This is a genomic window from Nocardiopsis sp. LDBS0036, assembly GCF_041228755.1.
Classification (GTDB): Bacteria; Actinomycetota; Actinomycetes; order Streptosporangiales; family Streptosporangiaceae; genus Nocardiopsis; species Nocardiopsis dassonvillei.
Map to the genome: position 1 here is coordinate 495,874 of NZ_CP141103.1, position 25,473 is coordinate 521,346.

The 25,473-nt window shown below is 71.4% G+C and carries 27 protein-coding genes and 2 CRISPR repeat arrays; of the genes, 8 read left to right on the forward strand and 19 right to left on the reverse strand.

Features of this window, described 5'->3' with window-relative positions; all coding sequences use genetic code 11:
- Window positions 1-8: 8 nt before the first annotated feature.
- Window positions 9-935 carry a universal stress protein gene (locus UIS43_RS01895; protein WP_117197742.1) on the reverse strand — a complete coding sequence of 309 codons (927 nt, stop codon included), beginning with the start codon at window positions 933-935 and terminating at the stop codon, window positions 9-11.
- A 926-nt stretch (window positions 936-1,861) separates the two neighbouring features.
- On the opposite strand from UIS43_RS01895, the gene UIS43_RS01900 reads away from it, so the two are divergent.
- The gene (locus UIS43_RS01900; protein ID WP_370012248.1) at window positions 1,862-2,968 is read left to right on the forward strand and encodes a protein-L-isoaspartate O-methyltransferase; all 1,107 of its coding nucleotides are present in this window, start codon (window positions 1,862-1,864) and stop codon (window positions 2,966-2,968) included.
- A 219-nt stretch (window positions 2,969-3,187) separates the two neighbouring features.
- A CRISPR array of direct repeats spans window positions 3,188-3,582; the repeat unit is 24 nt; unit sequence GTGAGCCCCGCGCACGCGGGGATG.
- A 114-nt stretch (window positions 3,583-3,696) separates the two neighbouring features.
- On the opposite strand, the gene UIS43_RS01905 is transcribed toward UIS43_RS01900, so the two are convergent.
- From UIS43_RS01905 to UIS43_RS01920, 4 genes are all read right to left on the reverse strand, one after another.
- On the reverse strand, window positions 3,697-4,221 hold the full coding sequence (locus UIS43_RS01905) for a GNAT family N-acetyltransferase (protein WP_370012249.1): 525 nt from the start codon (window positions 4,219-4,221) through the stop codon (window positions 3,697-3,699).
- A 13-nt stretch (window positions 4,222-4,234) separates the two neighbouring features.
- A complete protein-coding gene (locus UIS43_RS01910; protein ID WP_370012251.1) occupies window positions 4,235-4,510 on the reverse strand; it encodes a hypothetical protein in 276 nt (91 codons plus the stop codon).
- Between the two features lie 527 nt (window positions 4,511-5,037).
- Window positions 5,038-5,622: an HD family hydrolase gene (locus tag UIS43_RS01915; RefSeq protein ID WP_370012252.1), complete on the reverse strand. Its 585-nt coding sequence runs from the start codon at window positions 5,620-5,622 to the stop codon at window positions 5,038-5,040.
- Window positions 5,623-5,633: 11 nt separating this feature from the next.
- The gene (locus tag UIS43_RS01920; protein WP_370012253.1) at window positions 5,634-5,903 is read right to left on the reverse strand and encodes a hypothetical protein; all 270 of its coding nucleotides are present in this window, start codon (window positions 5,901-5,903) and stop codon (window positions 5,634-5,636) included.
- Window positions 5,904-6,086: 183 nt separating this feature from the next.
- Window positions 6,087-6,846: direct repeats of the CRISPR family, unit length 29 nt; unit sequence GTGAGCCCCGCGCACGCGGGGATGGACCG.
- Window positions 6,847-6,927: 81 nt separating this feature from the next.
- On the opposite strand from UIS43_RS01920, the gene UIS43_RS01925 reads away from it, so the two are divergent.
- Window positions 6,928-7,464 (forward strand): class IV adenylate cyclase, encoded by a 537-nt coding sequence (locus UIS43_RS01925; protein ID WP_370012255.1) that lies wholly within the window; start codon window positions 6,928-6,930, stop codon window positions 7,462-7,464.
- Between the two features lie 5 nt (window positions 7,465-7,469).
- On the opposite strand, the gene UIS43_RS01930 is transcribed toward UIS43_RS01925, so the two are convergent.
- The 6 genes from UIS43_RS01930 to UIS43_RS01955 form a co-directional block, all read right to left on the reverse strand.
- Complete coding sequence (locus UIS43_RS01930) at window positions 7,470-7,904, reverse strand: NUDIX domain-containing protein (RefSeq protein WP_370012256.1); 435 nt, start codon at window positions 7,902-7,904, stop codon at window positions 7,470-7,472.
- Between the two features lie 16 nt (window positions 7,905-7,920).
- Window positions 7,921-8,541, reverse strand: a complete 621-nt coding sequence (gene tmk / locus UIS43_RS01935) for a dTMP kinase (RefSeq protein WP_174545865.1) — start codon at window positions 8,539-8,541, stop codon at window positions 7,921-7,923.
- A complete protein-coding gene (locus UIS43_RS01940; RefSeq protein WP_370012257.1) occupies window positions 8,538-10,010 on the reverse strand; it encodes a radical SAM protein in 1,473 nt (490 codons plus the stop codon). The genes tmk and UIS43_RS01940 overlap by 4 nt, the downstream gene beginning before the upstream one ends.
- Window positions 9,985-10,779, reverse strand: a complete 795-nt coding sequence (locus tag UIS43_RS01945; protein ID WP_370012258.1) for a DNA-3-methyladenine glycosylase — start codon at window positions 10,777-10,779, stop codon at window positions 9,985-9,987. Before UIS43_RS01945 ends, UIS43_RS01940 begins: the two co-directional genes overlap by 26 nt.
- 443 nt (window positions 10,780-11,222) lie before the next feature.
- Window positions 11,223-11,438, reverse strand: a complete 216-nt coding sequence (locus UIS43_RS01950) for a helix-turn-helix domain-containing protein (RefSeq protein ID WP_370012259.1) — start codon at window positions 11,436-11,438, stop codon at window positions 11,223-11,225.
- Window positions 11,439-11,613: 175 nt separating this feature from the next.
- On the reverse strand, window positions 11,614-12,066 hold the full coding sequence (locus tag UIS43_RS01955) for an ATP-binding protein (protein WP_370012260.1): 453 nt from the start codon (window positions 12,064-12,066) through the stop codon (window positions 11,614-11,616).
- Window positions 12,067-12,263: 197 nt separating this feature from the next.
- Here UIS43_RS01955 and UIS43_RS01960 point away from each other — a divergent pair, with 197 nt between their 5' ends.
- Both UIS43_RS01960 and UIS43_RS01965 read left to right on the forward strand, forming a co-directional pair.
- On the forward strand, window positions 12,264-13,121 hold the full coding sequence (locus UIS43_RS01960) for a helix-turn-helix domain-containing protein (RefSeq protein WP_370012261.1): 858 nt from the start codon (window positions 12,264-12,266) through the stop codon (window positions 13,119-13,121).
- Window positions 13,118-13,297 carry a DUF397 domain-containing protein gene (locus UIS43_RS01965; protein ID WP_071621905.1) on the forward strand — a complete coding sequence of 60 codons (180 nt, stop codon included), beginning with the start codon at window positions 13,118-13,120 and terminating at the stop codon, window positions 13,295-13,297. Before UIS43_RS01960 ends, UIS43_RS01965 begins: the two co-directional genes overlap by 4 nt.
- 46 nt (window positions 13,298-13,343) lie before the next feature.
- On the opposite strand, the gene UIS43_RS01970 is transcribed toward UIS43_RS01965, so the two are convergent.
- Entirely contained in the window at window positions 13,344-14,111 is a 768-nt protein-coding gene (locus UIS43_RS01970; RefSeq protein WP_370012262.1) for a helix-turn-helix transcriptional regulator, read from the reverse strand.
- Between the two features lie 82 nt (window positions 14,112-14,193).
- Here UIS43_RS01970 and UIS43_RS01975 point away from each other — a divergent pair, with 82 nt between their 5' ends.
- The 3 genes from UIS43_RS01975 (at window position 14,194) to UIS43_RS01985 (ending at window position 17,678) form a co-directional block, all read left to right on the forward strand.
- Window positions 14,194-15,006: a sulfite exporter TauE/SafE family protein gene (locus UIS43_RS01975; protein WP_370013217.1), complete on the forward strand. Its 813-nt coding sequence runs from the start codon at window positions 14,194-14,196 to the stop codon at window positions 15,004-15,006.
- Window positions 15,007-15,150: 144 nt separating this feature from the next.
- Window positions 15,151-15,867 (forward strand): SDR family oxidoreductase, encoded by a 717-nt coding sequence (locus tag UIS43_RS01980; protein ID WP_358455487.1) that lies wholly within the window; start codon window positions 15,151-15,153, stop codon window positions 15,865-15,867.
- Window positions 15,868-16,184: 317 nt separating this feature from the next.
- On the forward strand, window positions 16,185-17,678 hold the full coding sequence (locus UIS43_RS01985; RefSeq protein ID WP_370012263.1) for a hypothetical protein: 1,494 nt from the start codon (window positions 16,185-16,187) through the stop codon (window positions 17,676-17,678).
- A gap of 94 nt (window positions 17,679-17,772) precedes the next feature.
- On the opposite strand, the gene UIS43_RS01990 is transcribed toward UIS43_RS01985, so the two are convergent.
- Together UIS43_RS01990 and UIS43_RS01995 are read right to left on the reverse strand one after the other, a co-directional pair.
- Window positions 17,773-18,672, reverse strand: a complete 900-nt coding sequence (locus UIS43_RS01990; protein WP_071621907.1) for a macrolide 2'-phosphotransferase — start codon at window positions 18,670-18,672, stop codon at window positions 17,773-17,775.
- Window positions 18,673-18,754: 82 nt separating this feature from the next.
- The gene (locus tag UIS43_RS01995; protein WP_370012264.1) at window positions 18,755-19,696 is read right to left on the reverse strand and encodes a LysR family transcriptional regulator; all 942 of its coding nucleotides are present in this window, start codon (window positions 19,694-19,696) and stop codon (window positions 18,755-18,757) included.
- Window positions 19,697-19,810: 114 nt separating this feature from the next.
- Between UIS43_RS01995 and UIS43_RS02000 the strand changes: the two genes are divergently transcribed.
- Window positions 19,811-20,338, forward strand: a complete 528-nt coding sequence (locus UIS43_RS02000) for a sugar O-acetyltransferase (protein ID WP_370013218.1) — start codon at window positions 19,811-19,813, stop codon at window positions 20,336-20,338.
- Window positions 20,339-20,350: 12 nt separating this feature from the next.
- Here UIS43_RS02000 and UIS43_RS02005 read toward each other — a convergent pair whose 3' ends face one another.
- The 5 genes from UIS43_RS02005 to UIS43_RS02025 all read right to left on the reverse strand — a co-directional run bounded on the left by UIS43_RS02005 (window position 20,351) and on the right by UIS43_RS02025 (window position 25,328).
- Window positions 20,351-21,523, reverse strand: a complete 1,173-nt coding sequence (locus UIS43_RS02005; RefSeq protein WP_370012265.1) for a M20 family metallopeptidase — start codon at window positions 21,521-21,523, stop codon at window positions 20,351-20,353.
- Window positions 21,513-22,181 carry a DUF1028 domain-containing protein gene (locus UIS43_RS02010; RefSeq protein WP_370012266.1) on the reverse strand — a complete coding sequence of 223 codons (669 nt, stop codon included), beginning with the start codon at window positions 22,179-22,181 and terminating at the stop codon, window positions 21,513-21,515. Before UIS43_RS02010 ends, UIS43_RS02005 begins: the two co-directional genes overlap by 11 nt.
- Window positions 22,178-22,600: a RidA family protein gene (locus tag UIS43_RS02015; protein ID WP_013152699.1), complete on the reverse strand. Its 423-nt coding sequence runs from the start codon at window positions 22,598-22,600 to the stop codon at window positions 22,178-22,180. Before UIS43_RS02015 ends, UIS43_RS02010 begins: the two co-directional genes overlap by 4 nt.
- A 7-nt stretch (window positions 22,601-22,607) precedes the next feature.
- Window positions 22,608-23,885: an NAD(P)/FAD-dependent oxidoreductase gene (locus UIS43_RS02020; RefSeq protein ID WP_071621912.1), complete on the reverse strand. Its 1,278-nt coding sequence runs from the start codon at window positions 23,883-23,885 to the stop codon at window positions 22,608-22,610.
- A 126-nt stretch (window positions 23,886-24,011) separates the two neighbouring features.
- Window positions 24,012-25,328, reverse strand: coding sequence for an MFS transporter (locus UIS43_RS02025; protein ID WP_013152701.1), 1,317 nt, complete (start codon window positions 25,326-25,328; stop codon window positions 24,012-24,014).
- Window positions 25,329-25,473: the final 145 nt, after the last annotated feature.

A 25,473-nucleotide genomic window follows, 5' to 3' on the forward strand; every position in this document is an offset into this window, starting at 1 on the left:
TCGCGGGCTCAGTCCTCCTCCGCGTGCCGGGGCACCACGACCACGGGCACCGGCGAACTGTGCATCACGCCCTGGCTGACCGAGCCCAGCAGTGCGCCGCGCACACCGCCCCGGCCGCGCGAGCCCACGACCACCAGGTCGGCCTCGGCGGCGGCCTCCACCAGCGCGTCCACCGGATTGCGCTGGGTGCGCACGGCGGAGATGTCCACATCGGCGGTGGCGTCGTCCATCACCTCGGCCAGCACACCCGAGACGAGTTCCTCGGACTGGCGTTCCAGCAGGTCGTCCGGTGGGGTCCACCCCGACTCGGTCAGGGAGGCGGTGGCGAAGGGCAGCGGAACCTCCCAGCTGTGCACCACCACGACCGAGGAGCCCTCCTGGAGCGCGGCCCGGTGCAGGGCGAAGTCCAGTGCGCGCCGGGAGTCCACCGAGCCGTCCACGCCGACCGCGATCCGCAGCGGACCCGACAGTCGCGGCGCGCGCTCCTCGGTGCCGGGGACGACGACCACCGGGCAGAGCGCCTTGGCGGCCAGCCGCATTCCGGCCGCGCCCGCGAGCACCGAGCGCACCGGCCCCATGCCGCGCGAACCCACGACGACCAGGTCCCCGTGGCCGGTGCGGCGCAGCAGCGCCAGCGGCGGTTCCTCCAGCCCCAGGGCGGTCTCCACGCGCAGCTCCGGCCGCAGCGAGCGCACGTGCTCGGCGGCCTCCTCCAGGATGCGGCGGCCCTGGGCGGTCATCTCCTCCGTGGGAGGGAAGCGGGTGGGACCGGCGTAGACCGACATCACCAGCGGCATGGACAGGGCGTGCACGACGTACAGGGGTAGCTGCCTGAGCTCGGCCTCCGCCGCGGCCCACTCCAGGGCTCCGCGCGCCGACGCCGATCCGTCGACGCCCACCGCGACCTTGGGGGAGGGGATCGGGTCATCGGCCATGGTTTCCTGCCTTCTCGTCGCGGGACGTGTTCTGCGGGTTCTGCGGGAGGCGGATCCCTCCCACCGCAGAGCGTGCCCTACGGCGGGGGTTCGCACCCGCCGCGGCGGCGGTGTGGCGCGAAAAACGTCCGCCTTTCCGCGTGGTTCTCCTACCCGGGCCGTCCGCGCGGACGCACTGGTGTGAGTGGTGAGTGGTGTCGTGTGCTGGGTGAGGATGTACGTCGAGGCCAAGAGTGTTTCCCCTAGCTCCGCAGCTCCGCGCACGCGGAGGCGAACCGGGCTCCGGGGAGCGCGACAGGGACACCCGACCCGCACGGACGCCCCTGTCCGCATTCGGCCACGACCCCGTACATCCTTACCGGGTACATCTCCGTGTGGAGGTGGTCATGTCAGGCAACTGCCCAGCGGGCCAGCACGACTGGCAATCCGGCCCCAACGGCACGGCCAAGTGCAGCAGATGCGGAGCGATCAGCTCGAAGAACTACTGACCTTCGACCTCGCAGGCCGGGGGGTGGCAGTCCACACAATCCTCCCGGCACGCGCCGTAGTTCGTCATCGACATCGACTTGCACCGGGTGCACAGCAACCGCTTCCCGCCCGGCGGGTCGTGCCGCCACCGGTGGTGGTCCCGGCGGCAGATCCCGGACGGTTGGATACGGGTGCGGTCTGTGGAGGTCTCCATGGATGCTCACCGTAGCCGTGACGGGACAGGCGGGGAAGGCTAATCGGCCACACCCGCACCCATCTCCTGGCGTTCGGGTGGACCAACAGCACCCCCGACGCTGACAGGAGCCACCCGTGGCCCAGCGCTCCATCCGCAAAGGTGAAGGCACCGTAGTGATCGAGTCCGACGGAGACGGCAGCGGCGGCGGTCGGACACACCGCCAGGTGGTCACGTGCAGCGGCTGCAAGGGAACGGGGGAGACGTGACGGATGACCTCGACGCGCTTCACACCGCCCTGGTGGAGCGTCTGGACACCACCGCCACGATCCGAGACGCGTTCGCGGCCCATCCCCGCCACCTGTTCATCCCTGATCTGGTCTGGCCTGACGCGACCGGCCTGCCCCTGCACCGGACCTCCGATCCTGGCCGGTGGACGCGTCTGGTGTACGGCTCCGACGCGGTTACCACCCAGGCCAACGACGGCGGTTCGGGGCCGCGCAACGAGCCCAGTTCTTCGTCGTCAGCGCCCCAGGTGATGGCGGACATGATCGCCGCGGCCGGGATCAGCGAGGGCATGCGGGTTCTGGAGGTCGGCACCGGCACCGGGTGGAACGCCGCGATCCTGGCCTCCCTCGTGGGGGAGAAGGGGTCTGTCACCAGCATCGAGATCGACCCCGGTGTGGCGGCCCTGGCCCGGGAGCGGCTGACCGGAACCGGCGTCACCGTCCGCACCGCCGCCGAGCCGCCTCCCGAGGAGGTGTACGACGCGGTCATCGCCACCTGCGCGGCGACCTGGATACCGGACGGGTGGTTCGCCGCCGCTGAGAGTGCGGTGCTCGTGCTTCCCTGGAGTCCGCACCCGGCCGCCCACAGCACGCCGATCGTCGCCCTTTCCGTTCGCGAGGGGCGCGGGTCGGGGCCGTTCGTGCGCGAGGCCGCGTTCATGCGCGACCGCACGCAGCGCCCGGGTGACCTTCCCTTCCCCGGCCTCGGGCAGCAACCGACTCCGGCTGCCGACCTTCCCGTCGGATCGGTGGAACTCATCGGCTCGGGGATGATGACCCAGCTGATGTTGATGATGCCCGGGGTTCGTCTGGGAACAGGGCTGAGGCCCTTCCGGGGTGAGCCCGGACGGATCGTGTGGATGGGTGTTGGGCAGGCGTGGGCGTACGTGTGGCCGGACGGCACCGCCACCGGCGGCGGTGATCGCGCCTTGGGCGAGGAGTTGGGGCACGCCTACCGGCTGCTGCGGGGCGCCGGGCTCCCGGGTCTGGAGAGCTTTGCCCTGCAAGGCGGCGCGGGTCAGGATTCCTGCCGGGTGGTGTGTGCGGCCCTGGGACAGCACTGGGATCACCCCGTATCGCCCTGACCTTCTCGTCTTGCTCATCCTGCTCTTCAGGGCTGTTTCTCCGGGCCGGGGGCCTGCGACCGCAGCCCAGGCATGGAACGCCTGTGTGCCCGGCGCAGTAGTGGGGATGAGCGCCGCCGTGCACTGTGTGAGGATGTACGTCGAAGCCGGGAGTGCTCAGCATGTCCAGGGCCAAGGTTGTGGCGAGATAACGGCCCGCATTGCCGCAGGTCGTTAAGCGTGAGCCCCGCGCACGCGGGGATGGACCGCTCGGGGTCGTCCACCAGGTTGCCAACGAGGGGTGAGCCCCGCGCACGCGGGGATGGACCGCCCGCTGCCCGCTTCATCGACGTCATCGCGCCGTGAGCCCCGCGCACGCGGGGATGGACCGGCGGACGCGACTCCCTGATCAGGCACCTGCTCGTGAGCCCCGCGCACGCGGGGATGAACCGCAGGACGACTACCTCGCGTTGCACCGCATCCTGTGAGCCCCGCGCACGCGGGGATGAACCGCTGAACTGCTTCACCCTGCGACCCTTGAGCAGGTGAGCCCCGCGCACGCGGGGATGGACCGGCTTTCCGCATCGCCTCCATGGCCACGTCCCCGTGAGCCCCGCGCACGCGGGGATGGACCGGTGACCGTGAGTGGCCACTGTGCGTTCGTGGCGAAGCGTGGTGTCCTCGGGGCGGCGGACGCAGAGAACCCCACCTCCCAAGAGAGAGGTGGGGTTTGTTCGCTGTGCCCGAGGTTAGACGGCGGGGTTCTCCGTCATGCCGAGCTGACCGAGGTCGAGGCGCTCGGCGCGGCGCGCGAGCAGGTACAGGTGCCCCGAGGTCCGGTCCATCTCGCGGATGAGCGTGAACCCCTGCTCCTGGTAGTACTTCGCCAGCTCGGGGAAGAAGCACCCTTGCCGCACCCACTGGCGTTCCTCTCGCGCCGCCCGGTCCACCGCCCACAGGTCGATCAGGGTGCCCGGCTTGTGCTCCCGGTAGTCGGGGTGGGTGCAGGTGGAGAACAGGTACAGGCTCGGCTCGTCGGCCTCGTCGGGGGTCCAGTCCTTCGGCGGCGCGTGCTCGGTCACCGTCGTGCACCCGACGACCCGGTCTTCGTCTTCGAGCACCCACATGAACCCGGCCGCGGCCTGCCCGGCGAGATCGGCGACGGCCTCGCGCCACGACTCCAGTCCGCGCTCCTCCATCCAGTCGCAGCGAGCGGTGATGACCGACGCGACCGCGCTGGTGTCGGCCTCGGTGGCGGGACGCATGGTGAACATGGTCGGGATCCTCTCAGCGCAGGAAGGCGGTCGCGGACAGGTGCAGGCTCAGGACTTCCAGGAGCTTCGACTCCCGCTCCTCCTGGTAGTGCTCGGCGGACAGCCGCTCGGCCGCGGCCCGCAGCCCATCGGGGTCGACCAGCCCGTCATCGAACAGGGGCGATCCGTCGGCCAGCATATGGGCGAACAGGGGCGGCGCATGGGAGATCAGGGCGTGCTGGATGACCTCCGCGAAGGACTCGCGTTCGGCCGGGTGCACGACGTCGTCGCTCATGCCGAGTGCGGCCATGCGCCTCCGCTGAAGCTGCTTCAGCTCTCGCCAGGCGAAGGAAAGCTGCTCGCCGAGTTCGACCATGTCGGGGTCGGCGAACGGGTGCACTGGCCACAGCCCTTCTCGCAGCAGGGCGGGCGCGGCGCCGGATCTGCTGTGCGCGCCCAGGGCCGCCGACCAGCAGGGTGGCGGTGGGGAACCGGTCGGGGTGGCGCTCGGCCGCGCGTGGGGTGCGCGACATCGGGGAGCATGTGAACCGCGGGGGCGAGAAAGGTCGGGGCGACGCGCGCCCCGCCCGGCTCCGGCCGCTCCGGACGCGCCCACGGGTGCGGTGCGCGCGGCCAGGATGAGCGGCGAGACGTCCCGCGCGCGCATTCTCACGCACCCGGACGCGCACCCGGACGCGCATCTGAGGGGCGTCCGCCGAGGACATCGGCGAGGCGGTGAGGCTCTCCGCGTCCCGGGTTCGCCGTCAGCTCAAGGTGATCCGTGAGGAACAGAGCGGCTCAACGCGCCACCCCCGCATGCGGGTGGGGCCTTCCGCGTTACCTCGCGGGCTTGGAATCCCGAGCCTCATGCATCCACGCCAGCGAAGCCCGCTCCAGCGCGAGCTTGCCGAGTCGCTGCGCCGACGCCGTTCGCAGTGCTGCCAGGGACGTGTCGATCCACGCCTGGGTGTCCGTGCCCTGTTCCCGGTACTCCACGGCCTGGAGGAGGCACTCCAGCTTGTCAGCGTCCTTGGCGCACACCGCCTCGGCCGTCTCGCGGGCCTCGTACTCGGCTTCCGCGTCGCCGATCAGCCGCGCCAGCCCTTCCGGCATACCCGTCGTCTGGTCGGCGGTCACCTCGGCGTTGGACGCGGCCTTGAGGTAGCGCTTCCCGATGTAGGGGATGTCGGTCAGCCGGGTCTCCTGCGTGTCGTGGAACAGCGCCAGGAACGCCGCCCGCTGCGGGTCCGCGCCTTCCAGTTCCGCGATGACCGCGGCCACGACGGCGGTCCGGTGCGAGTGGTCCGCGATCGACTCCGGCGCGGGCACCCCTGCCACCACCCACCCGGTGCGCTTGTAGCGCTTCAGCAGCCCCACCTCGTACAGGTAGTCCAGTGCCCGCACGTCCTGCTCGTCACCCATCGGGGCCCTCTCTAGCGTCGGTGGATCATCCGTAGAGCGTAGAGGACCTCCTCCAACTCTCGCCGTGACCGAGGAGAGAGCATGGTCGAGTCGAGGATCTGCGACACGGCTCCGACCAGTTCTCCGGCGGCCCGGGTGTTCAGCAGGGACGGCTTGCGGATGATGAGCGCCCACAGGGTGTGGCACACGACGTCGGCATAGGTGTTGATCGGGGTGAGGCGTCTGGTGAGGTGCTTGAGCAGCCGGTCGCCGTGCCAAGCATCCAGGTCGAGTTCAACCATGAACGTGTCCGCGAGCTGCGGGTCGCTGATCTCGCCGAGCCGGTACGCCCAGTAGTTCAGGTTCGCGATCTCGCAGGCGTCCGTGCGTTGTGTGAGGATGTACGTCTAGGTCAAGAGCGCTCAGTATGTCCTGAGTCAAGGTTGCGGGGAGATAACGGCCCGCGTTGTCGCAGGTCGTTAAGCGTGAGCCCCGCGCACGCGGGGATGGACCGGGCCGGTGCGACCACGAGGGCCGCCTCGCGTGGTGAGCCCCGCGCACGCGGGGATGGACCGGCTCACCGGACCGGCCGGGGTTCCGGCGCGGAGTGAGCCCCGCGCACGCGGGGATGGACCGTCGGGCACGGCCATGTTCAAGCTCCGCGTGCGGTGAGCCCCGCGCACGCGGGGATGGACCGCGCAGCGGGATCGCGTGCCGCTCTGCGGGCTGGTGAGCCCCGCGCACGCGGGGATGGACCGGCTCACCGGACCGGCCGGGGTTCCGGCGCGGAGTGAGCCCCGCGCACGCGGGGATGGACCGTCGGGCACGGCCATGTTCAAGCTCCGCGTGCGGTGAGCCCCGCGCACGCGGGGATGGACCGCGCAGCGGGATCGCGTGCCGCTCTGCGGGCTGGTGAGCCCCGCGCACGCGGGGATGGACCGAAGCGCGTCCCCGGGCTTCCACGCGCCTTAGGTGAGCCCCGCGCACGCGGGGATGGACCGGGGTTGGTGTACGTGTTTCCGCAGGTGCCGCAGTGAGCCCCGCGCACGCGGGGATGGACCGAGGAACTGCCGACCCTCAACCCCCGACGCCCAGTGAGCCCCGCGCACGCGGGGATGGACCGCCGATGAAGTCGTCGGGGAGCACGTCGTCGTAGTGAGCCCCGCGTACGCGGGGATGGACCGCAGCCGGGGACGATGTCGGGCGTGGCGATGGCGTGAGCCCCGCGCACGCGGGGATGGGCCTGTCTTGGGAAACTCCCGCCTGGTGGGGCGCGGTCTCGGTACGCTCACCGGGATGGTGACACTGAGACGCAAGGGGCCTGTGATGAGGGAGATCGAGACGAAGTACCGGGTGGCCGATCTCGAAGCGCTGCTGGCCGCGCTCAAACAGGCCGGGGTGTACATGAGCGACCCCGCCTACCAGGACGACCAGGCCTACGCCCCCGCTGGCTGGCGGCCGGAGTTGGGCAAGGTCGGCCACACCTTCGCCCGTGTGCGCACCCAGGATAGCGTGCACCTGCTGACCACCAAGACCCCGCTGGCCAACGCCATGGAGTGCGTGGAGTACGAGACCATCGTCGCCGACCGCGAGCAGATGCACGGCGCCCTGCTGGCGCTGGGCTACGAACCCACGGTGCGCATCGTCAAGCACCGTCGCACCGGCACCACAGGGCTCATCGGGGTGTGCGTGGACCTGGTCGAGGGCCTGGGCGCCTTCGTCGAACTGGAACTGGTGGTCGACGACGACCGCGACGGCCTGGCCGCCCAGGCCGAACTCGACGCGTGGGCGCGAGGGCTCGACGTGACCCTGGAACGCACCACCGACACCTACGACACCCTCGTGCGCGCCGCGACGGCCTGACGGCTTCACCAGCCGTGCGGCACGAACCGGGCCCCTTCCAGCCAGGCCCGAACGCCTGCGGCGGGGTAGGGGATGGTGTTGGACGGCAGCACGTTCGGGTCGGCCCACACGAGCTTGCCCGCCTCGGACGGTTCGGCGTTGTGGGGTTCGCCCCGCCACCGGGTGGCCACGAAGAACGCCCCCACACGGGCGTGGCCGGGCTCCTGTAGGTGGTGGACCACCGTCGCCAGTTCCAGATGGTCGGGGTCGATCACGACCCCGACCTCCTCGTGGGCTTCCCGTACCGCGGCCTGGTGGATGGGCTCGCCTGCCTCCAGGTGCCCGGAGGGCAGGTGCAGCATTCCGTCGCAGTAGCCGGTGTTCTGCCGTTCCAGCAGGGCGATCTCATCTGCCTGGTGCAGGATGATGTGGACATCGACGACGCTGGTGTAGGGCGGCACGGGCGGGGAACCTCTCTCAGGCGGCGGCTTGGCCCTGTGACCATAGCGCCCTGATGAGGTCGCTGAGGTGTGACGCCACCTGCTCCACCCCGGTAGAGGTGTCCACGACTTCGGTGGGTATCCCTTCGCGGAGCAGCTGTTGAGCAACCTGGTCGTACAGGTCGACCTCCCGCGCGGCGCTGGTCGGGTCGTCTTCGAACCGGCCGTGTGATCCGCGCACGGTTAAGCGTTCTCGTAGTTCCTGGGTGGGGGCTGTGAGGATCACCTGGAGGTCGGGGGAGGGGGCGTAGCTGTTGAGCGCTCGGACGAAGCCCTCGGGCACCTGGTCCAGGCCCGCCTGTAGAACGAGTGAGGACGCGGTGTAACGGTCGCACAGCACGAGTTCGCCCCGGGCCAGCGCGGGCCGGATCAAGGTGTCCAGGTGGTGGTAGCGGTCCGCTGCGACCAGGCACGCCAACGTCAATCCGCTGAGTTCATGGGTGGCGCCGCGTGCGAGCTGCCCGATCACCCCTCGCGAGGGCTGGGTGGTGGCTACTACCGGCAACCCGTCAGCGGCCAACCGTTCGCCCACTGCGGCGACCGTGGTGGACTTCCCGGCGCCGCCGGGTCCGTCGAAGACCACGAACAATCCCGTCATATCCCTGCCGCCCTTCGTCCGTGCTCGCCACGGGACAGCTCGACTAGTGCGGCTCGTACCTCGTCCACGGACGCTTCACCGAACTGGATGTTGGAGGAGAAGTTGAACTCGTCTCTTGCTCGCATGGCCTCGTCGACGCCCTGCTCGGTCAGGTCGATCGGGGTGTAGTCCATCAGCTCGGCAGGCGTGTGACGGCCGGTGGCCATGAGGCGGTGCCACTCGGGAGTACCGGGGTAGGGACGGAACTCGAACACTGAGGAACGGAAGCGGCCGGGTGCGTTCTCGGTCAGGTCCCACAGCTGGCGGACCAGGTCCACGGTCTGGACCATCTCGGTGCGGGTCTCAGTGGGAAAGCCGAGGATGAAGTAACCCTTCACGTCGATCCCCCGGTTCACGAGCCGGGTGACGGTTGAGCGGATCATGTCCTGGGTGATGCGTTTGTCGATGTAGGCCAGCATCCGTTCGGACCCCGACTCGATCCCCAGCGCCACCTCGCGCAGACCGTTGGCCACCAATTTGTCCAGGACGTCGTCGCCTTCGCGGGCGAGCACGTTGATGCGCCCGGTGGCGTCCCACACCGCCCACTCACCCACGCGGTGCTGGGAGAAGCCGTCCGTCATCGTGCGAATGACGCGTCGGGCCCCGAGGAAGAGGTCGTCGACGAACCGGAACGCGGTCACCCCGAGGGTGGCGCGCAGGTGTTCCATCTCGGCGACCACGTTCTCGGCCGAGCGAACGCGGATGGTCACGTCCGGATTGGCCGACACCGCGGCGCCACAGAAGGAGCAGTCGTAGGGGCAGCCCCGGGCGCCGACCATGTTGGCTTCCCACCTGTCCGCCTCCAAGTGCGGATCCTGGGTGAGAAAGGCCCGGTCGACGAACGGCATCGTGTCGATGTCGGGCGCCAGGTGGTGGTTCTGACCCGGTCGGCCACCGGTCACCGGAGTCTTCAGGACCGGATCAAGCCACATCACCCCGGGCAGGTCGCCCCGGGAGCGGTGGTCGTGGAGGAGTTCGACGGTGCGGGTCTCGCCCTCGCCGATGACCAGGGCCTCACAGCGGGCCATGCGCGGGTCGGTGAGGATTTCGACCGGCATCGCCTTGGCCTGGTGGCCGCCGAGCATGACCTTGATGTCTGGATGCAGGGCCGCGGCGATCGTCGCGGAGACCTCGTAGGTGGGAGCGAGAAGGTTGAACCCGACCCACCGGGGGCGGACGGTGTTCACCGTTCCAACGACGTCGGCGACGGGCAGCCCGAGCGCTTCGGCGTCCAGGACCCCGACGTTGAACCCGCCGCGCTGGGCGGCGTAGGTGGCGATGTAGCCCATTCCCAGTACCGGCAACGTGAAGTCGTTGACCCGCGGCCTGATGGCGTAGTCGCGCAGGGGAGCGTTGACGAGCAGCAGATCGAGGGACTGCCTGGGACGGTGTCCGCTGATCAGATCATGAGGGGGCTGGGTCCTGTCCACGGGATCCTCCCAGTGCGAGGGTGAGCACCGTCAGAGTGGAAAGCTGATGAGGTGTGGCGGTGAAAGACCGCCACCAGTGAGCGAAGGTGGATTCGTCGGTGGGCCAGGCGACGTCGGGGACCACCCGGGCGGCCCAGGTGCGCACGGCCAGGTCGCCGTAGGGGTAGAGGGAGAAGTCGCCGGTGACGTCAGCGACGGCCGCCCCCGCGGTCCAGGGGCCTATGCGGGGCACTGCCTGTACCTCCGCCACCAGGTCCTCGGGGGCCAGGTCGGCCCACTTGGCCCCAAACTCCAGGTAGGCCTCAGCGGCCGCGAGCAGCGGGCGGCGTTTGAAGGCCATCCCCAGCTCAGCGAAGTCGTTTTCGGTCAGGGTTAGTACCGTCTCGGGGCGGGGGAAGGCCGCAGGACCGTCGGCGAATCGAGCACCGTGGGCGTCGCAGAACCGGGCGAACATCTTTCGTGCCTGGTCGGCCCGGATCACCTGGCGGATGATCGCTGTGGCCAGGGCCTCCCACAGGTCAGGGGTGCGCAGCCGCCGCACTGGCCCCTGAGCCAGCAGTGCTTCACTCAGGGCACTGGGGCACTGCGATCCCAGGGCATCAGGGAAGTAGGTGTCCACGACCGGTGCCGGACCGGAGCCCTTGCCCAAGGGGGCCACCGGCAGATCCGCGCCAGCCGTCGCGGTCCAGACGCCGTGCTCGGTGCACACCGTGCGTTGGCGGCCCGAAGCAGTGGTGGTCCAGCCGGGGTGGTCGCAGATCACGTGCATGTGGTCCTCCTGAGACGGTGGTGGGCTGTCACTATCCCAAGGACCCGCCTCCGGCGTCAGGGGCATCGCGCTTTATGTGTGTAACGACTATGGCCAGTGCCCGCTCGCCGTAGAACCTACGGTCGGATCCCGGTTGGGGCTCCTCGTTGGACAAGGGAGCAGTTGGACAAGGGACCAGTGGGAAGGCGTCACCGAGGCGGGTGATCTGCGCGCGGGACTCTCCATCTGGTGATTCCAACAGCGTTGAGAGGCTCTCGGGGGACATAGGGCATTCCTTTCGCTCGGACACCTCGCGCCAGGACAGGGCGGGGGTTTCCCGGTTCCGCTCGGATGGTGTCCACGGAACCGGGGAGCTTTCGCGGTGCGGCCGAGACGGTGTTGTTCACGGGATGTCGGCAGGGGAGGCAGGCTGTATCGGATGCGCGGATCGGCTCGTGACGGTTTCAGGGGGCGGGGGCGGACTCATCCGGCTGGTTGAGGAGTGCCGCGATGTGTTCTTTGGGGTAGCGGCGTGCTCCGCCGGGGGTGCGGAAGGGTTTGAGGACGTTGTCCCATTGGCCTCGGTGGAGGCTGCGGGGGCGGATGTTGAACAGGGCGGCGACTTCGCTGGGTGTGAAGACGTCGGGGCGGCCGTCGAGGAGGTAGCTGTAGTCGGGCATGAGGGGCTTTCCGTGTCCGGTGTGGTGTGAGTGGTCGATCGGGTGGCCCCGCCTCCCCGGGGAAGGAGGAGGCGGGGCTTCGGGCTGGTGCGCAGGGCACCGGCCCGTCCGCACCGGCCCGGGGGACAGGTCGGGTGGTGCGGAGTCTGGAAGGGCTCGCCTGCCGGGGAGCGGGTTACCAGGGGAAGACGGCGCGGACCGTGATCGCGCCGCACGAGTGCTGCTTCCAGTCCCAGTAGGAGCACAGGGCCTCGACCAGGCGTAGCCCGTTGCCGCTGGGGCGCAGGGGTTCGGGGTCGGGCACGACCGGGAAGCTGGGTTCGTCTCCGGGGCGGGAGCCGTTGTCGGTGACCCGGAGTTCGAGGTGGCGTGAGGTGCGCTCGATCTCGACGCGGATGGTGCCGCCGGGGAGCCCGGAGGCCGAGTGGCGCAGGGTGTTCGTGACCAGCTCGGAGACGGTGATGCTGACGGGTTCGGCCAGGCTGGGGCGGGAGCGGGTGGCTTGGGCGGCCCAGCGGCGGGCGATCTTGACGTGGCCGAGTTCGGGGCCGAGCAGAATGCCTGATTTGGTGGCGGTTCCGCACAGTCGGCGTGGAAGCGTCGGGGCCTGGACGATAGGCTTGTTCATGTCTCACCTCGGGTATTCGGGGTGGGGCACTCTGCCTCGGAGATCGCTCTCACCTTCGGTCTCCGGGGCTTTTTCGTGCCCTTGTAGATATTTGGCCCGATATGGGCTGCGAAGCTTTCTGTATTTGCTTCGTCACGAACCTTGCCAACTGGTCTGTCTTTGGCGCTATGCTTATTACCTAAGACGGTAAAAATTCTATGGCCAGCGATATTTTTGGTTGGCCTGGTGGTGTGATGGTGCAAGAAGAAGATGCCGACAAGGCTGCACAGCTTCGTTTCGGCAAGTTGCTCCGCAAACTCCGAGGTCAGGCGGGTCTTACTCAGCAGGAACTCGCTTCCCTGGCTATGGTGTCACAGAGCACCGTCAGCGATTTGGAACGCGGGAAAAAGGGGACGCGGAGAGATCCAGTAGTACGACTCGACAAAGCCCTTACCGCCCGGGGCATGCTCGTGGACGCGTGGGACGCGGTGTTCTCCGGAGTTGGGGTGACCGCGTATTTTCGCGAGGTGGCCGAGGCGGAGCAGATGGCTCTCAAGATCCGCGACTACTCCTACGGCCTGGTTCCTGGACTGTTCCAGGTCGAGGAGTACGTGCGGGCCATCAGTGAACTCTCCAACCCCGAAGCCACCACGGAGGCCATCGACCAGATCGTCAAGGCCAGGAAGTACCGACAACAGATCCTGGACCGGCCCCACCCGCCGACGATCACGGTGCTCCTGGACGAGGTGGTGCTGCTGCGACGGTTCCGGAAGCCGGAGGTGATGAAGGAACAGATCGATCACCTCATTGACCAGTCCCATCGCCCGCGAGTGAACCTCCAGATCGTGCCGATCGCGACCGAGGGACATCCAGGTCTGTTCGGGTCCTTTAGGCTGATCGACGTGCCTGATTCGAGCACATTCGCCTATATCGAAAGCCAGAGGACAGGGGTGTCACTGAAGCAGCCGGACGTTGTGGCAAGCTACGACCGGATATTCGCGGAGCTGAGGAGCGCCGCCCTGCCGGTGCCCTCGTCACGGTCCCGCATGGAAGAGATTCGAGGCAGCATCACATGATGACTGAGGGTTGGAGTAAGTCCAGCTACAGCAACGGCGAGGGCGGCGATTGCGTGGAGGCCCGCCGCGACCAGGCGGCCGTCCTAGTGCGCGACACCCAGAACCGGTCGCTCGGCCACCTCGCGACCCCCACCGTCGAGTGGACGGCCCTGGTCAGCGCCGTTCGCGCCCAGTAGTCCACAGACACGACCGGCCCCGCCCAGACGCACCGGGCGGGGCCGCTCACTGTCCGGCCGCGTAGTCCCGGGGCGATGACCCCAGCACGCGCAGGAACATCGTGGAGAACGCCGACGGGCTCTCGTACCCCAACTCCATCGCCACCCTGGTCACCGGCTCACCTCTGGCCAACAGCGGCAGCGCGTGCAGCACGCAGGCCCGCTGCCGCCACCGCGCGAAGCTCATGCCCGTCTCCGCCCGGAAGAGCCGGTGCACCGTCCGCTCGCTGACGTGCAACCGTCCCGCCCACCGTGCGGGCGGATCGTGCACGTCCGGCGCCCCGAGGAACTCCTCGCACATCCGCCTCAACCCCTCGTGCCCGGGCAGCGGCAGATCCAGCGGCAACGGCACGAGCCGACGCAGTTCGTGCAGCACCAGCGCGAACACCGCCGCGTCCCTGCCGTGCGGGGAGTAGCGCGGCTCCAGGTCCACCGTCGTCAACAGCAGTTCCCTGAGCAGCGGCGACACCTCCACCACCTGGCAGCGCCCCGGGAACCACGCGACCGCGCTCGGCTCCAGGTACAGGCTGCGCGTGCTCACCTCCGTCATGACCACCCGATGATCGGTCCCGGCCGGGATCAGCACGGCCCGGTGCGGCGGCACGGTCCACTCCCCGTCCGCGGTCTGGACCCGCATCACCCCCGTCGCCCCGTAGAGGAACTGCGCCCGCCGGTGCCGGTGAGCGGGCAGCACGTGCTCGGGCGGGTAGTCGGTGCCGATCGCCAGGACGGGCCGGTCGATGGAGTCCACCTCGGCGACGGGGATGTTGCGCATGGGGTGGACGCTACCGGTGTTGTCCGCTGCGCGAAGGACAGTGGCGTTCTTTCGAAAGCGCGCCAGCGCCCGTCTGCCTAACGTGGTCCGGGTGCTCACCTTCGTCCTTCCCCTGCTCGCCCTGGGCCTGCTGACCGGCGTCACCACCGTCCTGTTCGGCTTCGGCGGCGGCTTCGTGGTCGTCCCCGTCGTCTACTACGTCACCCGCGCCCAGGCCGACCCCGGCGTGGACCCGATGGCCGTGGCCGTGGCCACCTCCACCGCCGTGATGGTCGTCAACGCGCTCAGCGCCACCCTCTCCCAGCACCGGGCCGGGCGGCTGCGCCGCGACTACGTGTGGCCGCTGGCCGCCTACATCGGTGTCGGCGCGGTGCTGGGCTCCCTGGTCGCCACGGTCGTCGGGGGAGGGGCCCAGCGCGTGCTGTTCATCGCCTACATCGCCGTCACCCTGCTCGACACCCTCCTGCGCAAGGGCTTCCTGACCCGCGACCCCGACACCGGGCCCCGTCTGCTGGGGCGGCGCACCACCACGGCGGGCGGGGTCGCCATCGGCGCGGTGACCAGCTTCCTGGGCGTGGGCGGCAGCGTCATGACCGTCCCCCTGCTGCGCCGCCGGAGCCTGCCGATGGGGGAGGCGACCGCGATGGCCAACCCGCTCAGCCTGCCCGTCGCGGTGGCGGGCACGGCGGTGTACGCGCTGTTCGGCGAGGGGGGAGGCGCCGGGCCCGGCCACCTGGGCTCGGTGGACCTCGTGGCCGGGGCCCTCCTGCTCGCCGGGTCGCTGCCCGCCATCGCCGTCACCCGCCGCCTGGTGGGCCGGGTGCCCGACCGGGTGCACGCGGTCTCCTACGTCGTGCTGCTGGCGGTGGTCCTGGCGGCCTTCCTGTTCGTGTGAACGTTCGGCCTCGGGGCGTCCCGCCGCTGGCCCTACCGCCGCGTACCGCTGGCCGCCGGGGCGCTCCGGCGGAGGGGCCGCACCAGTGCCCGGGGGCGCGTGTCGGTGACCGGTCCCCCCGCCACCTGCGGAAATACTGGCCGTATGGATCTTGAGGGAGCCCGAGTCCTGGTGGCCGGGGCCACGGGCGTACTCGGCGGGCACATCAGCAGGGCACTGAACCGGGAGGGCACGCGGGTCGTGCTCGCCGGACGCGACGAGGAGGCGCTCGACGCGCTCTCGCGGGAACTCGACGGGTCCTCCACGGCCGTGTTCGAGGCGGCCGACACCGAGGGCTGCGCCGCACTCGTGCGCCGCACCGCCGAGGAACAGGGCGGTCTGGACGGACTGGTCATCGCCTTCGGCGTCGTGGCCTTCGACACCGGCCCCGACTCCGAGGGCGGCATCGAGGACGCCGCGGTCGAGAAGATGTTCCAGGTCAACACGCTCGCGCCGATGGCGATGCTGCGCGCGGCAATCGACGCGGTCAAGCCCGGCGGAGCAGTGGCGGCGGTCACCGCCGTGACCGCCGAGTACCCGACCCACGGCATGGCGGCCTACTCGGCCAGCAAGGCCGCCCTGTCGGCCTGGCTTACCGCCGCCCGCGCGGACTACCGCGCCAGGCACGTCGCGGCCCTGGACGTGCGCGCGCCGCACATGGACACCGGCCTCGCCGACCGCCCCCTGGCCGGGACCGCGCCCGGGAACCTGCCCGAACCCCACCCCGTGGACGAGGTGGTGGACGCGATCGTGCGGGCCCTGCGCTCCGACGCCAGGTCGGTGGCCTTCGACCCCCGGGAGCGCAAGCTCACCGTCCGGTAACCGCTGGCGTCCGGCCCTGTCGGCGGCTGGGCTGCCAGGCTGCGGAGCGGGCGTCGTACCGTGCGCCGTCCGGTTGTCGGGCTGCGGGCCCTGTGCGGTGCTCGTCGGTGGCCGGGAGGAGGTTCGAGCCTTGTGTCGTGCTCGTCGGTAGCCGGGCCGCGGGGTTGCCAGAGGCAGGGCTGCGGGGCGGGCTCCGGGCCCGTGACTACGCGCGGTCCGGTGGCCGGTCGGCCGCCGGAGGGCGGGTGCGGCGGCCGAGGGCGTGCTCCCGGGCCGCCGGTGACACCCGTGCCGCCGCCCTGTGCCAGGGTTCGGCTGTGAGCCCCCGACCCTTTGCCCATCTCCCCGCTTCCCCTCGGCCCGACGAACCGGCCCTCGCCGCACTGGGCGCCCTGGTGGACCGCTCCGTCGTCCAGATCGCCGAGGCCGCACGCGACGCGCGCACGTTCGACCGCGAGACCGTCCGGGCCGTCTCCGACCTGTGGGACAACGCCGTTCTCCCCCTGTTCCGAGCCGCGACGGGCCGCCCCGGGCCGGAACGGGAACGGCGCGCCCGCGCGGCCCTGGAGTGGACGGCGCTCCTGCGGCCGACGCGCTGGGACTGGATGGTGGAGCAGGCCGCGCTGTGCGGGCACCGCCTCGACGGGCTCGTCCAGCCCCCGCCCGTGTACTTCGACAGGCCCTACCGCGACTACCGGGGCGAGGTCCGTCCGGCGTACTCCCGGTGGGCACCGCAGGCGCTGGCCGACCTGGCGGAGGACTACGCACTCGGCACCGCCGCCCTGCGCCACGTGCGGATCGAACGGGAGGGCGTCCGCCTGTGCGGGTTCCTGACCCTGGAACCGGCCCGCTCCTACGACCCCGGCGGCGCTGCTCCCGGCGACCCGCCCACGCTCGACGTGCACCTGGAGGACCTGACCGAGGTGGACGTGGACACCGACTCGGCGCACGGGGCGCGCCTGGACTCCGACGTGGACGGGGTCGCGGTCGGCCTGGGAACCGGGGGAGTACTGCGGGTCCGGGCGGCCTCGCTGCGGCTCGCCGACGGTTCCTGGCACCTGTCGGGGGCCGGTCGCCGCGCCGACGCGCGGACCCCGCCCCGCGAGGACGGGTTCCGGCCCGCCCAGCCGCCGCAGGAGGGGAGCGTGGAGGGCTCCGCCCGGGGCGCGGCGACCTTCCTGCGCTGGGCCATGCTGATGATCCGCCGAGTTCGTTATCCCGGAGAGGTCGCGCGGGTGCCGGTGGGGGCGTACTGCCGTGCCCTGGAGGGGGCCGGGCGGGGCGTCCTGGCGGCGGGGGCGCTGCCGCCGCCGAGGCGCGAGGCCGCCTTCCGGTCCCTGACCGCCGAGTGGCTGCGGCGCGGCGGAGCCGAGCTGGCGGCTGACTGGAAGCTGCTGCTCAGCGACGTTCCGGACGCCGGGGAGCTGGCTCGCGGCGTGCGCGACGAACTGCTCGCGCGAGGAGAGGCCCCGCCCGCCCCCGTCGCCCCCGAGGAGGTCACCGACTTTCCGGAACGGGCCCCGTTGCGCATGGTCTCCTACACGGCCGAGCACACCGACGGGCGCGTCCGCCGCGAAGCCGGTGCCATGGTGCACCTGGCCGTGCCCGGCCAGGACCGGGACGGACCGTGGCGGATGCGCGTCCTGACCGCGACCGACCCCGTCCGGCTGCGGGTGCGGACCGGGGCGTTCGACGGGACCGGCCGCGCCCGCGTGGACCGGGGCGGGGGCGGGCGGGAGGTCTTCGCGGTGGACGGCGACGCCCTGTGCGTGGACGCCCGTGCCTGGGTCCAGGAAACCCCGCCGCGCTGACCCGAGGCCGGGCCCTCACCTCAGCGCGGTGTTCTCCGGCAACGACGACGGCGTGCCCTCCCGCTCCGGGCGGGCCGCCGTCGTCGGCGGTGCGTCAGCCTTCAGGGTTCAGCACCGCCGCCGCGGCGGCCAGGTCGGCCTCGGCGCCGGTGGTCAGCGCGTACAGGGCGTACCCGATCGGGGAGGCGTCCCACAGGTGCCTGGCCTGCGCCGCCAGGCCGGGGTGGACGTGCCCGCCCGCCCGCTCGTAGGCGGTGAGGGTGGCCCGCAGCATCTCTTCGCCCGCGGCGCCGTACTGGGCGGACAGGTCGCGTGCGGGGTCGTCCACGCGGGCGGTCGTCCAGTCCAGGACCCCGGTGACCGCGCCCTCCTCGTCGAGCAGCACGTGCGCGGGGTAGATCTCGCCGTGGGTCATGACGGTCCGCTCGGGCCAGCAGGTGTCGTCGTCGAGCCACGCCCTCCATGCCTCGGTCAGGGCGGGGGAGACGGTGAAGGCCTCGCTCACGCGGGCGATGTCGTCCCGCCACGCCTGACGTACCCGGTCCGGGGTACGGACCTCGACGCCCGCGGCCTCGGCCCGCTCCGGGGCGATCGAGTGCAGGCGGGCCAGCAGGCGCCCCAGGCGCTCGGCGTAGTCGGGGCTGGCGGGGTCCATGTGCCAGACGGGCTCCCCGGAGCCGGTCAGGGTCAGGCCCGGGGCGCCGGGCAGGGCCGGGTAGGCGATCAGCTCGGGGGAGCGGACCCGCCAGTCGGGGACCGCGACGCCGTCCTCGGCCAGAACCGGGGCGACCAGGTCGAGGACGCGCGTCTCGGCGGCCATGCCCTCGGAGACGTCGGCGCGGCGGGGTACGCGCAGCACCCACCTCCGGCCGGTCGCGTCGCGGGCCATGACGACGCGGTAGTCCAGGCCCGCCTCGTTCACCGTGGCGTCCCGCGCGGACAGGTGTAGGCCGTGGGCGGCGGCGAGGGTGATGGTGTCGTCGATGGTGCTCATGGGACCAAGTTCCCATCCGCGCCCACGTAACGCGAGGCGACGGGTCGTGCGGGTGCCGCCGAGGACGGAGCGGGCGGCCGGATCACCCGTCCGTTCGACGGACCACCCAGTCCGGGGTCCACACGTCATCCGGGGTTCGCGGGCCCGAGGCGCGCAGGTACTCGCGCAGCGCGCTCAGCACGGGGTGCCGCTCCCCGCTGCGGGACAGCAGCACGTGCGGGTAGACCGGCGTCGGGTCGCGCAGGGGGACGCGCCGCAGGTCGTGGCCCTGGGGCCACAGGTACCGGTCCCCGCCGCCGACGAGGGTGGCCAGGGAGGCGGAGTCGGCCAGCGCGTCCATCAGGGCCTCGTCGCCGAAGTCGGGGCCGAGCGCGTCGATGCTCAGACCGAAGGCCTCCGACAGCGCCCGGTAGAACTCCGCCCACTCCGTGCCGGGCCTGATCCCGGGGATCCAGATCCGGTGACCGGCCAGGTCCGCGGGCCTGACCTCGGGTGCGTCCGCCAACGGGTGGGTGGGCCCGACCAGGAGCTCCAGGGGTACGTCCAGGAGCCGTTCGGCGCTGATCCCGGCCGGGACCCGCTCGGCCGCCAGGGCGCGGAAGGACGCGTCGACGGTTCCTTCGAGCACCGCCCGGGAGGCCTGGGCGGCGTTCTCGCCGCCCAGCGCGACCGCGTCCAGGTCCATCCCGGGGTGGGAGCGGTAGAACCGGTAGACGGCCTGGGCCGGGGCGATGCGCCGGTTGAGCACGTCCACGCGCAGGGGTCGGCTGCCGGGGCGCACGGCCCGCTCGGCCTGCTCCAGGGCCGCGAGGACCCTCCGGGCGTGCGGCAGGAGGACCTGCCCGTCCAGGCTCGGTCTGGAGCCCCGGGAGGTCCGCACCAGGAGCGCGGCCCCCAGGTGTCGCTCCAGGGCCGCGATCCGCTTGGAGACCGCCTGCTGGCTGATCCCGAGCTCGTCCGCCGCGGCCTGGAACTGGCCGGTCCGGGCGACGGCCACGAACGTGCGCAGCGCTTCGACATCCACGGCCCCAGCCTACTTGCACAACCTCTGGTTGTGTCCGGTGGATCGTGCGGTTGTTTGACCGGGCGTTCCGCCGGGTGGTGGGATCAGCGCATGTCCACACGCACAGAGCAGGTCATGTACGTCCAAACGCCCGAGTTCGCACGCCACGTGGAGCGCATCGCGGAGGTGACCGACGCGACGTCCCGGCTGAACGTGCTGCCGTTCAGCGACGGCGAGGGCCGCGCCGAACTACTTTCGGTTGTGTTCGGCGGCCCGCTGCCGGAATCGGTGACGATCTACCCGCCGTTCTTCACCGAGTACGGGCTCAACACGACCTTCGGGGAGGACGTCTTCGTCAACCAGGGCTGCACGTTCATGGACAGGGGCGGCATCCGCCTCGGCAGCCGTGTCATGATCGCGCCGAGGGTCAGCCTCATCACCGGCGGGCACCCCCTGCCCCTCGCCGAGCGCCGCGAGTACCTCTCCTTCGCCCCCATCGTCATCGAGGACGACGTCTGGATCGGAGCGGCCGCCGTGGTCACGCAGGGGGTGACCGTCGGCGCCGGTTCCGTGGTCGCCGCGGGCGCGGTGGTCACCCGCGACGTCCCCGCCCGCACCCTGGTCGGGGGAGTCCCCGCCCGCGTGATCAGGGCGATCGACTGAGCCCGCCCCGGGTCAACCGGCCCGGAGGGGGCCGGACTCCGGCGCCGGGGCGGCGAAGTACTCGTGCGCCGTGCGGGCGAGCAGCGTGGCGCCGTCGGAGATGACCCCGTTGGCGGCCTCCCCCACGCAGACGGCGGCGAACTCGGGCTGGTGGTTGCTGACCGGGAAGCAGCCCAGGCCGATGTAGGGGTGGATGGCCGGAACGTGCTGGGAGACGTTGCCCATGTCGGTCGAGGCGCGGTTCATCGTCTGGTGTTCGGGGGGCGCGTCGAACCGCCGCCCGAGCGCCAGGGCGTGACGCGTGTAGATCTCCAGGGCGCGCTCGTCGGTGCGGAACTCCGAGTAGGGCTGCGACTCCGGAGTGAACTCCAGGGCGGTGTCGGTCGCCAGCGCTCCGGCCCGGAAGCACTGTTCCACCCGGCGGCGCAACGGCTCCAGCTGCTCCAGGCTCTCGGCCCGGGTGTACCAGCGGCCCTCGGTCACCGCGGGGATGGCGTTGGGCGCCTGCCCTCCCACCGTCTGGATCCCGTGGACGCGGGTGCCCGGCGGGAGCTGCTGGCGCAGCAGGCCGAGGGCCACCTGGGCGACCACGAAGGCGTCGTTGGCGTTGCGGCCCTCGTGCGGGTAGGCGGCGGCGTGGGCCGACCGGCCGGTGAAGCGGACGTGGTCGTGGGCGACGGCGTAGGGCTCGGCCCGCGGTGCGTCCACCGGCCCGGGGTGGGCCATCAGCGCCAGGTCCAGGTCCCGGAAGGCTCCGGCGTCCAGCAGTTCGATCTTGCCGCCGCCGCCCTCCTCGGCCGGGGTGGCGATCACGTCGATACGCAGGTCGAGCCGGTCCGCCCAGGGGCGCAGCGCGATCGCCGCGCCCGCCGACATCGCGGCGATCAGGTTGTGCCCGCAGGCGTGGCCCAGACCGGGCAGCGCGTCGTACTCCACGACGAAGCCGACCCGGCGCCGACCGGACCCGTAGGTGGCGTGCAGCGCGGTGGGAAAGCCGAGGTAGGCGTTCTCGACGGCGAAACCGAACCGCTCCAGCAGCTCCGCCGTCCACCGCGCCGCGCGGTGCTCCTCCCAGGCGGTCTCGGGGTGGGCGTGCAGCGCCTCGGAGTAGGAGACCAGCTCTGGCAGGTGCTCCGTGGCGCTCGGCAGCGCGCCGTGTTCGGGCGCGCCGGGTTCAGCGGTCATCGCCCGGCACCCCGTATCCCGGTGAGGCGGCCGGTTCCAGGCCGCGCCGGACGTAGTCGTCGCGCTGGGGGAGCCAGACCTTGAGCAGTTCGCCCAACTCCCCGATCGGGTCCTCGCGCCAGTCCACGCGCAGGTCCGTGTCGCGCCAGCCGTGCGCGGACACGGTGGACAGCCCCGCGGAGTACACCGGTCCGGCCTCGCCTCCGGCGGCCAGGCCCGCGGCCAGGGCGGTGAGCAGGCGTTCCTCCAGCTCCCCCCGGGCCGAGCCGAAGGCCTCGCACATGGCCGCGGGGACGCCCGGGTCCGAGAGCATGTTCCCGGCGGCGGCGCAGTGGGGGCCGGTGGCCTCGCCGTGGACGCCGAGGGTGAGGCCGCCGCTGAACGTGGCCGCGGCGCCGGAGGCGTCCACCACCGTGAGCTGCCGGTAGGCGATGTCCGGTGCGGTGGCGGTCACGGCGTCGAGCGCCGCTCGGGGGCTCGCGCCCTCGGCGAGCCGGTCCAGCAGCGCCGTTCCCAGCCGCGGGTCGGTGATGTTCTGCGAGGCGACCGCGCCGACGGAGTCGCGCAGGTGGACGACCCGCGCGGCGACGGCGGGGGAGGACGAGGACGCGGCGACGCCGAACCTGCCGTCCTGGTGGGCCGCGATGGAGAAGGTCACTTGTCGCCTCCCGAGATCACGGCGGTCGCGTCGATCTCCACGAGCCATTCGGGCCGGGCCAGGGCCTGGACGACGATGCCCGTGGAGACCGGGTGGACCCCCTTCAGCCAGCGCCCCATCTCGCGGTAGACCTCCTCGCGGTAGCGCGGGTCGGTGAGGTAGACGGTCACCTTCACGATGTCCTCCAGACCGCTGCCCGCCTCCCTGAGCAGGAGGTCGATGTTGGCCATGGCCTTCTCGGTCTGCGCGCGGACGTCGCCGACGCCCACGGACTCGCGGGTGTCCAGGTCCTGGCCGATCTGGCCGCGCAGGTACACGACCCCTCCGGCCACCACCGCCTGGCACAGGTCGTTGTCGAGGTTCTGCTCGGGGTAGGTGTCCCTGGTGTTGAACTTGCGGATGCGCGTGTGCGTGGTCATGGTGTGATCACCCCTGGGTGTGGGACGGGTGCGGGTGCGCGTCGTGGTGTTCCATGTAGCCGCGCTGGATGCAGATCTGGTCGGCCACGTACTTGGCGTCGTGCCAGGCCCCCCAGATGAAGCTCGAACCGCGGCGGGACTGCCACGGCAGCCCCATGAAGTAGACGCCGGGCTCGGAGGAGACCCCGCGCTGGTGCCGGGGCCTGCCGTTCTCGTCGAAGGCGTCCACCCGCAGCCAGCCGTAGTCGGCGGTGAAGCCGGTCGCCCACAGGACGGTCCGGACCCCGGCGGCGGCGAGGTCGAGTTCGCGGAGGGGGTCGGTCACCGACTCCGGGTAGGCGCCCAGGACGCGGGCCCCGGGCTCCTCGGGCAGGTCGAGTCCGTTGCGTTCGACGTAGGCGTCGGCCTCGTCCAGCAGCGACAGGTAGTTGGCGTCGCCGCGGGCGATGTTGTCCCGCAGGTCGGGCGCGAAGCGGACGGTTCCGGCGTCGAAGGACTCCGTCCGGCCGACCAGCGTGATGCCGCGCTGAGCCAGGGCCCGGAAGTCCACGGTGTGGCCGCCGTGCGCGCCGCTGACCGCGATCGTGACGTGCTCGGCGCCCTGCGCGGGGGCCGAGGCCTCCCACTTGCCGAGGACGCCCAGCCACCAGACGAAGTCGTGCCCCCGGTACCGGCGCGGCGGGCGGTCGTGCGGACCGACGGACAGGTACACCCGTCGGCCGCTGGCGCGGAGTTCGTCGGCGATCTGGACCCCCGAGGAGCCCGACCCGACCACGAGCACGCCGCCCTCGGGCAGTTGCGCGGGGTTGCGGTAGGCGCTGGAGTGGAGCTGGACCAAACCCGAGTCCTCGGGGATGAGCGGGGGGACGACCGGCCGCTGGAACGGGCCGGTGGCGGCCACGACGTAGCGGGCGTCGATGTCACCGTCCGAGGTCCGGACCCGGAACCCCCGGCGTCCGGTGTTGCGTCGCACCGAGGTCACCTCGACCCCGCACCGGATCGGCGCGCCGATCTTCTCGGCGTAGGTCGCCAGGTAGTCCGCGACGCCGTCCTTGGAGGCGAAGTCCTCGGGGTCCAGGCCGGTGAACTCCAGGCCGGGGAACCGGTCGTGCCAGACGGGCCCGTTCGTGACCAGCGAGTCCCACCGCTCCGAGCGCCAGCGCTCGGCGACGCGGCTCCTCTCCAGGACGACGTGGGGCACCCTGCGGTCGCTGAGGTGCTCGCTCATCGCGATCCCGGCCTGCCCCCCTCCGACGACGACGACCTCGATCTCTTCCAGTGACATGCACAGCCTCCAGGCTCTGGTCAACGCGTGTGTTCGGGACGGGTGCGCCCCGCGTGCCTCCCCGGCCGCGCGGACGCCGTCCCCCGGGTCCGGCCGCGGCCGGACCCGGACGGGTGGGGGGAGGGTTCAGCGAGAGGCCCGGTCGCTCTCGTGCAGCAGGTCGGAGCCGCTGGTCTCGGGCATGGTGCGCAGTGTGACCGCGCCGATGACGCCGATCACGACCATGGTGAAGGCGGGGACCATGCTGCTGCCGGTGAGGGAGATCAGCCAGGTCATCAGGTACGGCAGGGTTCCCGCGAAGAACGCCCCGGCGACGCTGTAGGCCATCGACAGCCCGCTCTGCCGGGTCCGGGTCGGGAACAGCTCCGCCACGGCGGACGCGTGGGTGCCCAGGATGACCGCCAGGATCGCGGCGAGGCCGAAGGTCGCGGCGAACGCCGCCCACGAGGTCTGCACCTGCATCAGCCAGAACAGCGGCACGGAGGCCGCGATCAGCAGCGCGGCGGCGGTGTAGAGCACCGGCTTGCGGCCCACGCGGTCCGAGATCCTGCCCGAGAGCGGGATGATCCCCATGGCGACGACCGAGGCCACCGCGGAGAGCAGGGCCGCCCGGTCGGCGGGCACCCCCACGATCTCCTCCTGGTAGGTGATCAGGTACACCAGGACGATGTAGAAGGTGGAGTTCATGAAGGTCTCGATGCCGACCGTCTGGAGGAACTGCCTGCCGTTGGAGCGGAACACCTCGACGACGGGCTGGCTCGGGACGTTGTTCATGTCCTCCAGCGCGCGGTACTCGGGCGTGTCCTCGATGCGCAGGCGGATGTAGAGGCCCACCGCGGCCATGGGCACCGTCAGCAGGAAGGGGATCCGCCACGCCCAGTCGAGGACGACCTCGGCCGGGAAGGACGCGTGCAGGGCCCACACGGCGAACGACGCGCACAGGAACCCGCCGACCGAGCCGAACTCGATCCAGGAGCACCCGAACCCGCGGCGCTTGGGCGGCGAGAACTCCGCGAGGAAGGCGGCGGCCGAGCCGAACTCCCCGCCCGCGGCGAGCCCCTGGATGATGCGGGCGACCACCAGCAGGATCGGCGCGAGGATGCCGACGGACTCGTAGCTGGGCAGCAGCCCGAGCATGAGCGTGCCCGCCGCCATCGAGATGATGACGATCGACAGCGTGGTCTTGCGCCCGAAGCGGTCGCCGAGGTGGCCGAAGAGCACCGAGCCGAGCGGACGCACGAAGAACGCCACGGCGAAGACCGCGAAGACCGACAGCAGGGCGGTGGTGCCGTCCTGCTCGGGGAAGAACACCTGCGCCATGGTGGTGGCCAGGTAGGCGTAGACGGCCCAGTCGAACCAGTGGACGAAGACGCCCACCGCCCCGGCGAACACACCCCGCCGCAGGTCCTTCTCGTCGACCTGCTCCGCGACCTCGCTCGTCATCTCTTCTCCTGGGGTCTCGTCCTGGCGCGCACCGGGGTCGGGGAGGCCGCGGCGGCCTCCCCGGTCGGGGCGTCCCTGTGCATGGTCAGGAGGCCGCTCGTTCGCGGGAGTGTGGTCTCGAACGCCTGGCGGGAGCGGGGTGGGG

Coding starts and splice junctions, on each gene's coding strand:
- UIS43_RS01905 (WP_370012249.1), bottom strand. CDS start 4,221: ATGTTCACCATGCGTCCCGCCACCGAGGCCGACACCAGCGCGGTCGCG.
- UIS43_RS01955 (WP_370012260.1), bottom strand. CDS start 12,066: ATGAACAAGCCTATCGTCCAGGCCCCGACGCTTCCACGCCGACTGTGC.
- UIS43_RS01915 (WP_370012252.1), bottom strand. CDS start 5,622: ATGGGTGACGAGCAGGACGTGCGGGCACTGGACTACCTGTACGAGGTG.
- UIS43_RS01990 (WP_071621907.1), bottom strand. CDS start 18,672: ATGAGCACCATCGACGACACCATCACCCTCGCCGCCGCCCACGGCCTA.
- UIS43_RS02000 (WP_370013218.1), top strand. CDS start 19,811: ATGTACGTCCAAACGCCCGAGTTCGCACGCCACGTGGAGCGCATCGCG.
- UIS43_RS01910 (WP_370012251.1), bottom strand. CDS start 4,510: ATGGCCGCACTCGGCATGAGCGACGACGTCGTGCACCCGGCCGAACGC.
- UIS43_RS01895 (WP_117197742.1), bottom strand. CDS start 935: ATGGCCGATGACCCGATCCCCTCCCCCAAGGTCGCGGTGGGCGTCGAC.
- UIS43_RS02020 (WP_071621912.1), bottom strand. CDS start 23,885: ATGTCACTGGAAGAGATCGAGGTCGTCGTCGTCGGAGGGGGGCAGGCC.
- UIS43_RS02025 (WP_013152701.1), bottom strand. CDS start 25,328: ATGACGAGCGAGGTCGCGGAGCAGGTCGACGAGAAGGACCTGCGGCGG.
- tmk (WP_174545865.1), bottom strand. CDS start 8,541: ATGACGGGATTGTTCGTGGTCTTCGACGGACCCGGCGGCGCCGGGAAG.
- UIS43_RS01950 (WP_370012259.1), bottom strand. CDS start 11,438: ATGCCCGACTACAGCTACCTCCTCGACGGCCGCCCCGACGTCTTCACA.
- UIS43_RS02005 (WP_370012265.1), bottom strand. CDS start 21,523: ATGACCGCTGAACCCGGCGCGCCCGAACACGGCGCGCTGCCGAGCGCC.
- UIS43_RS01960 (WP_370012261.1), top strand. CDS start 12,264: ATGGCCAGCGATATTTTTGGTTGGCCTGGTGGTGTGATGGTGCAAGAA.
- UIS43_RS01980 (WP_358455487.1), top strand. CDS start 15,151: ATGGATCTTGAGGGAGCCCGAGTCCTGGTGGCCGGGGCCACGGGCGTA.
- UIS43_RS01925 (WP_370012255.1), top strand. CDS start 6,928: ATGAGGGAGATCGAGACGAAGTACCGGGTGGCCGATCTCGAAGCGCTG.
- UIS43_RS01965 (WP_071621905.1), top strand. CDS start 13,118: ATGATGACTGAGGGTTGGAGTAAGTCCAGCTACAGCAACGGCGAGGGC.
- UIS43_RS02015 (WP_013152699.1), bottom strand. CDS start 22,600: ATGACCACGCACACGCGCATCCGCAAGTTCAACACCAGGGACACCTAC.
- UIS43_RS01920 (WP_370012253.1), bottom strand. CDS start 5,903: ATGGTTGAACTCGACCTGGATGCTTGGCACGGCGACCGGCTGCTCAAG.
- UIS43_RS01945 (WP_370012258.1), bottom strand. CDS start 10,779: ATGCACGTGATCTGCGACCACCCCGGCTGGACCACCACTGCTTCGGGC.
- UIS43_RS01970 (WP_370012262.1), bottom strand. CDS start 14,111: ATGCGCAACATCCCCGTCGCCGAGGTGGACTCCATCGACCGGCCCGTC.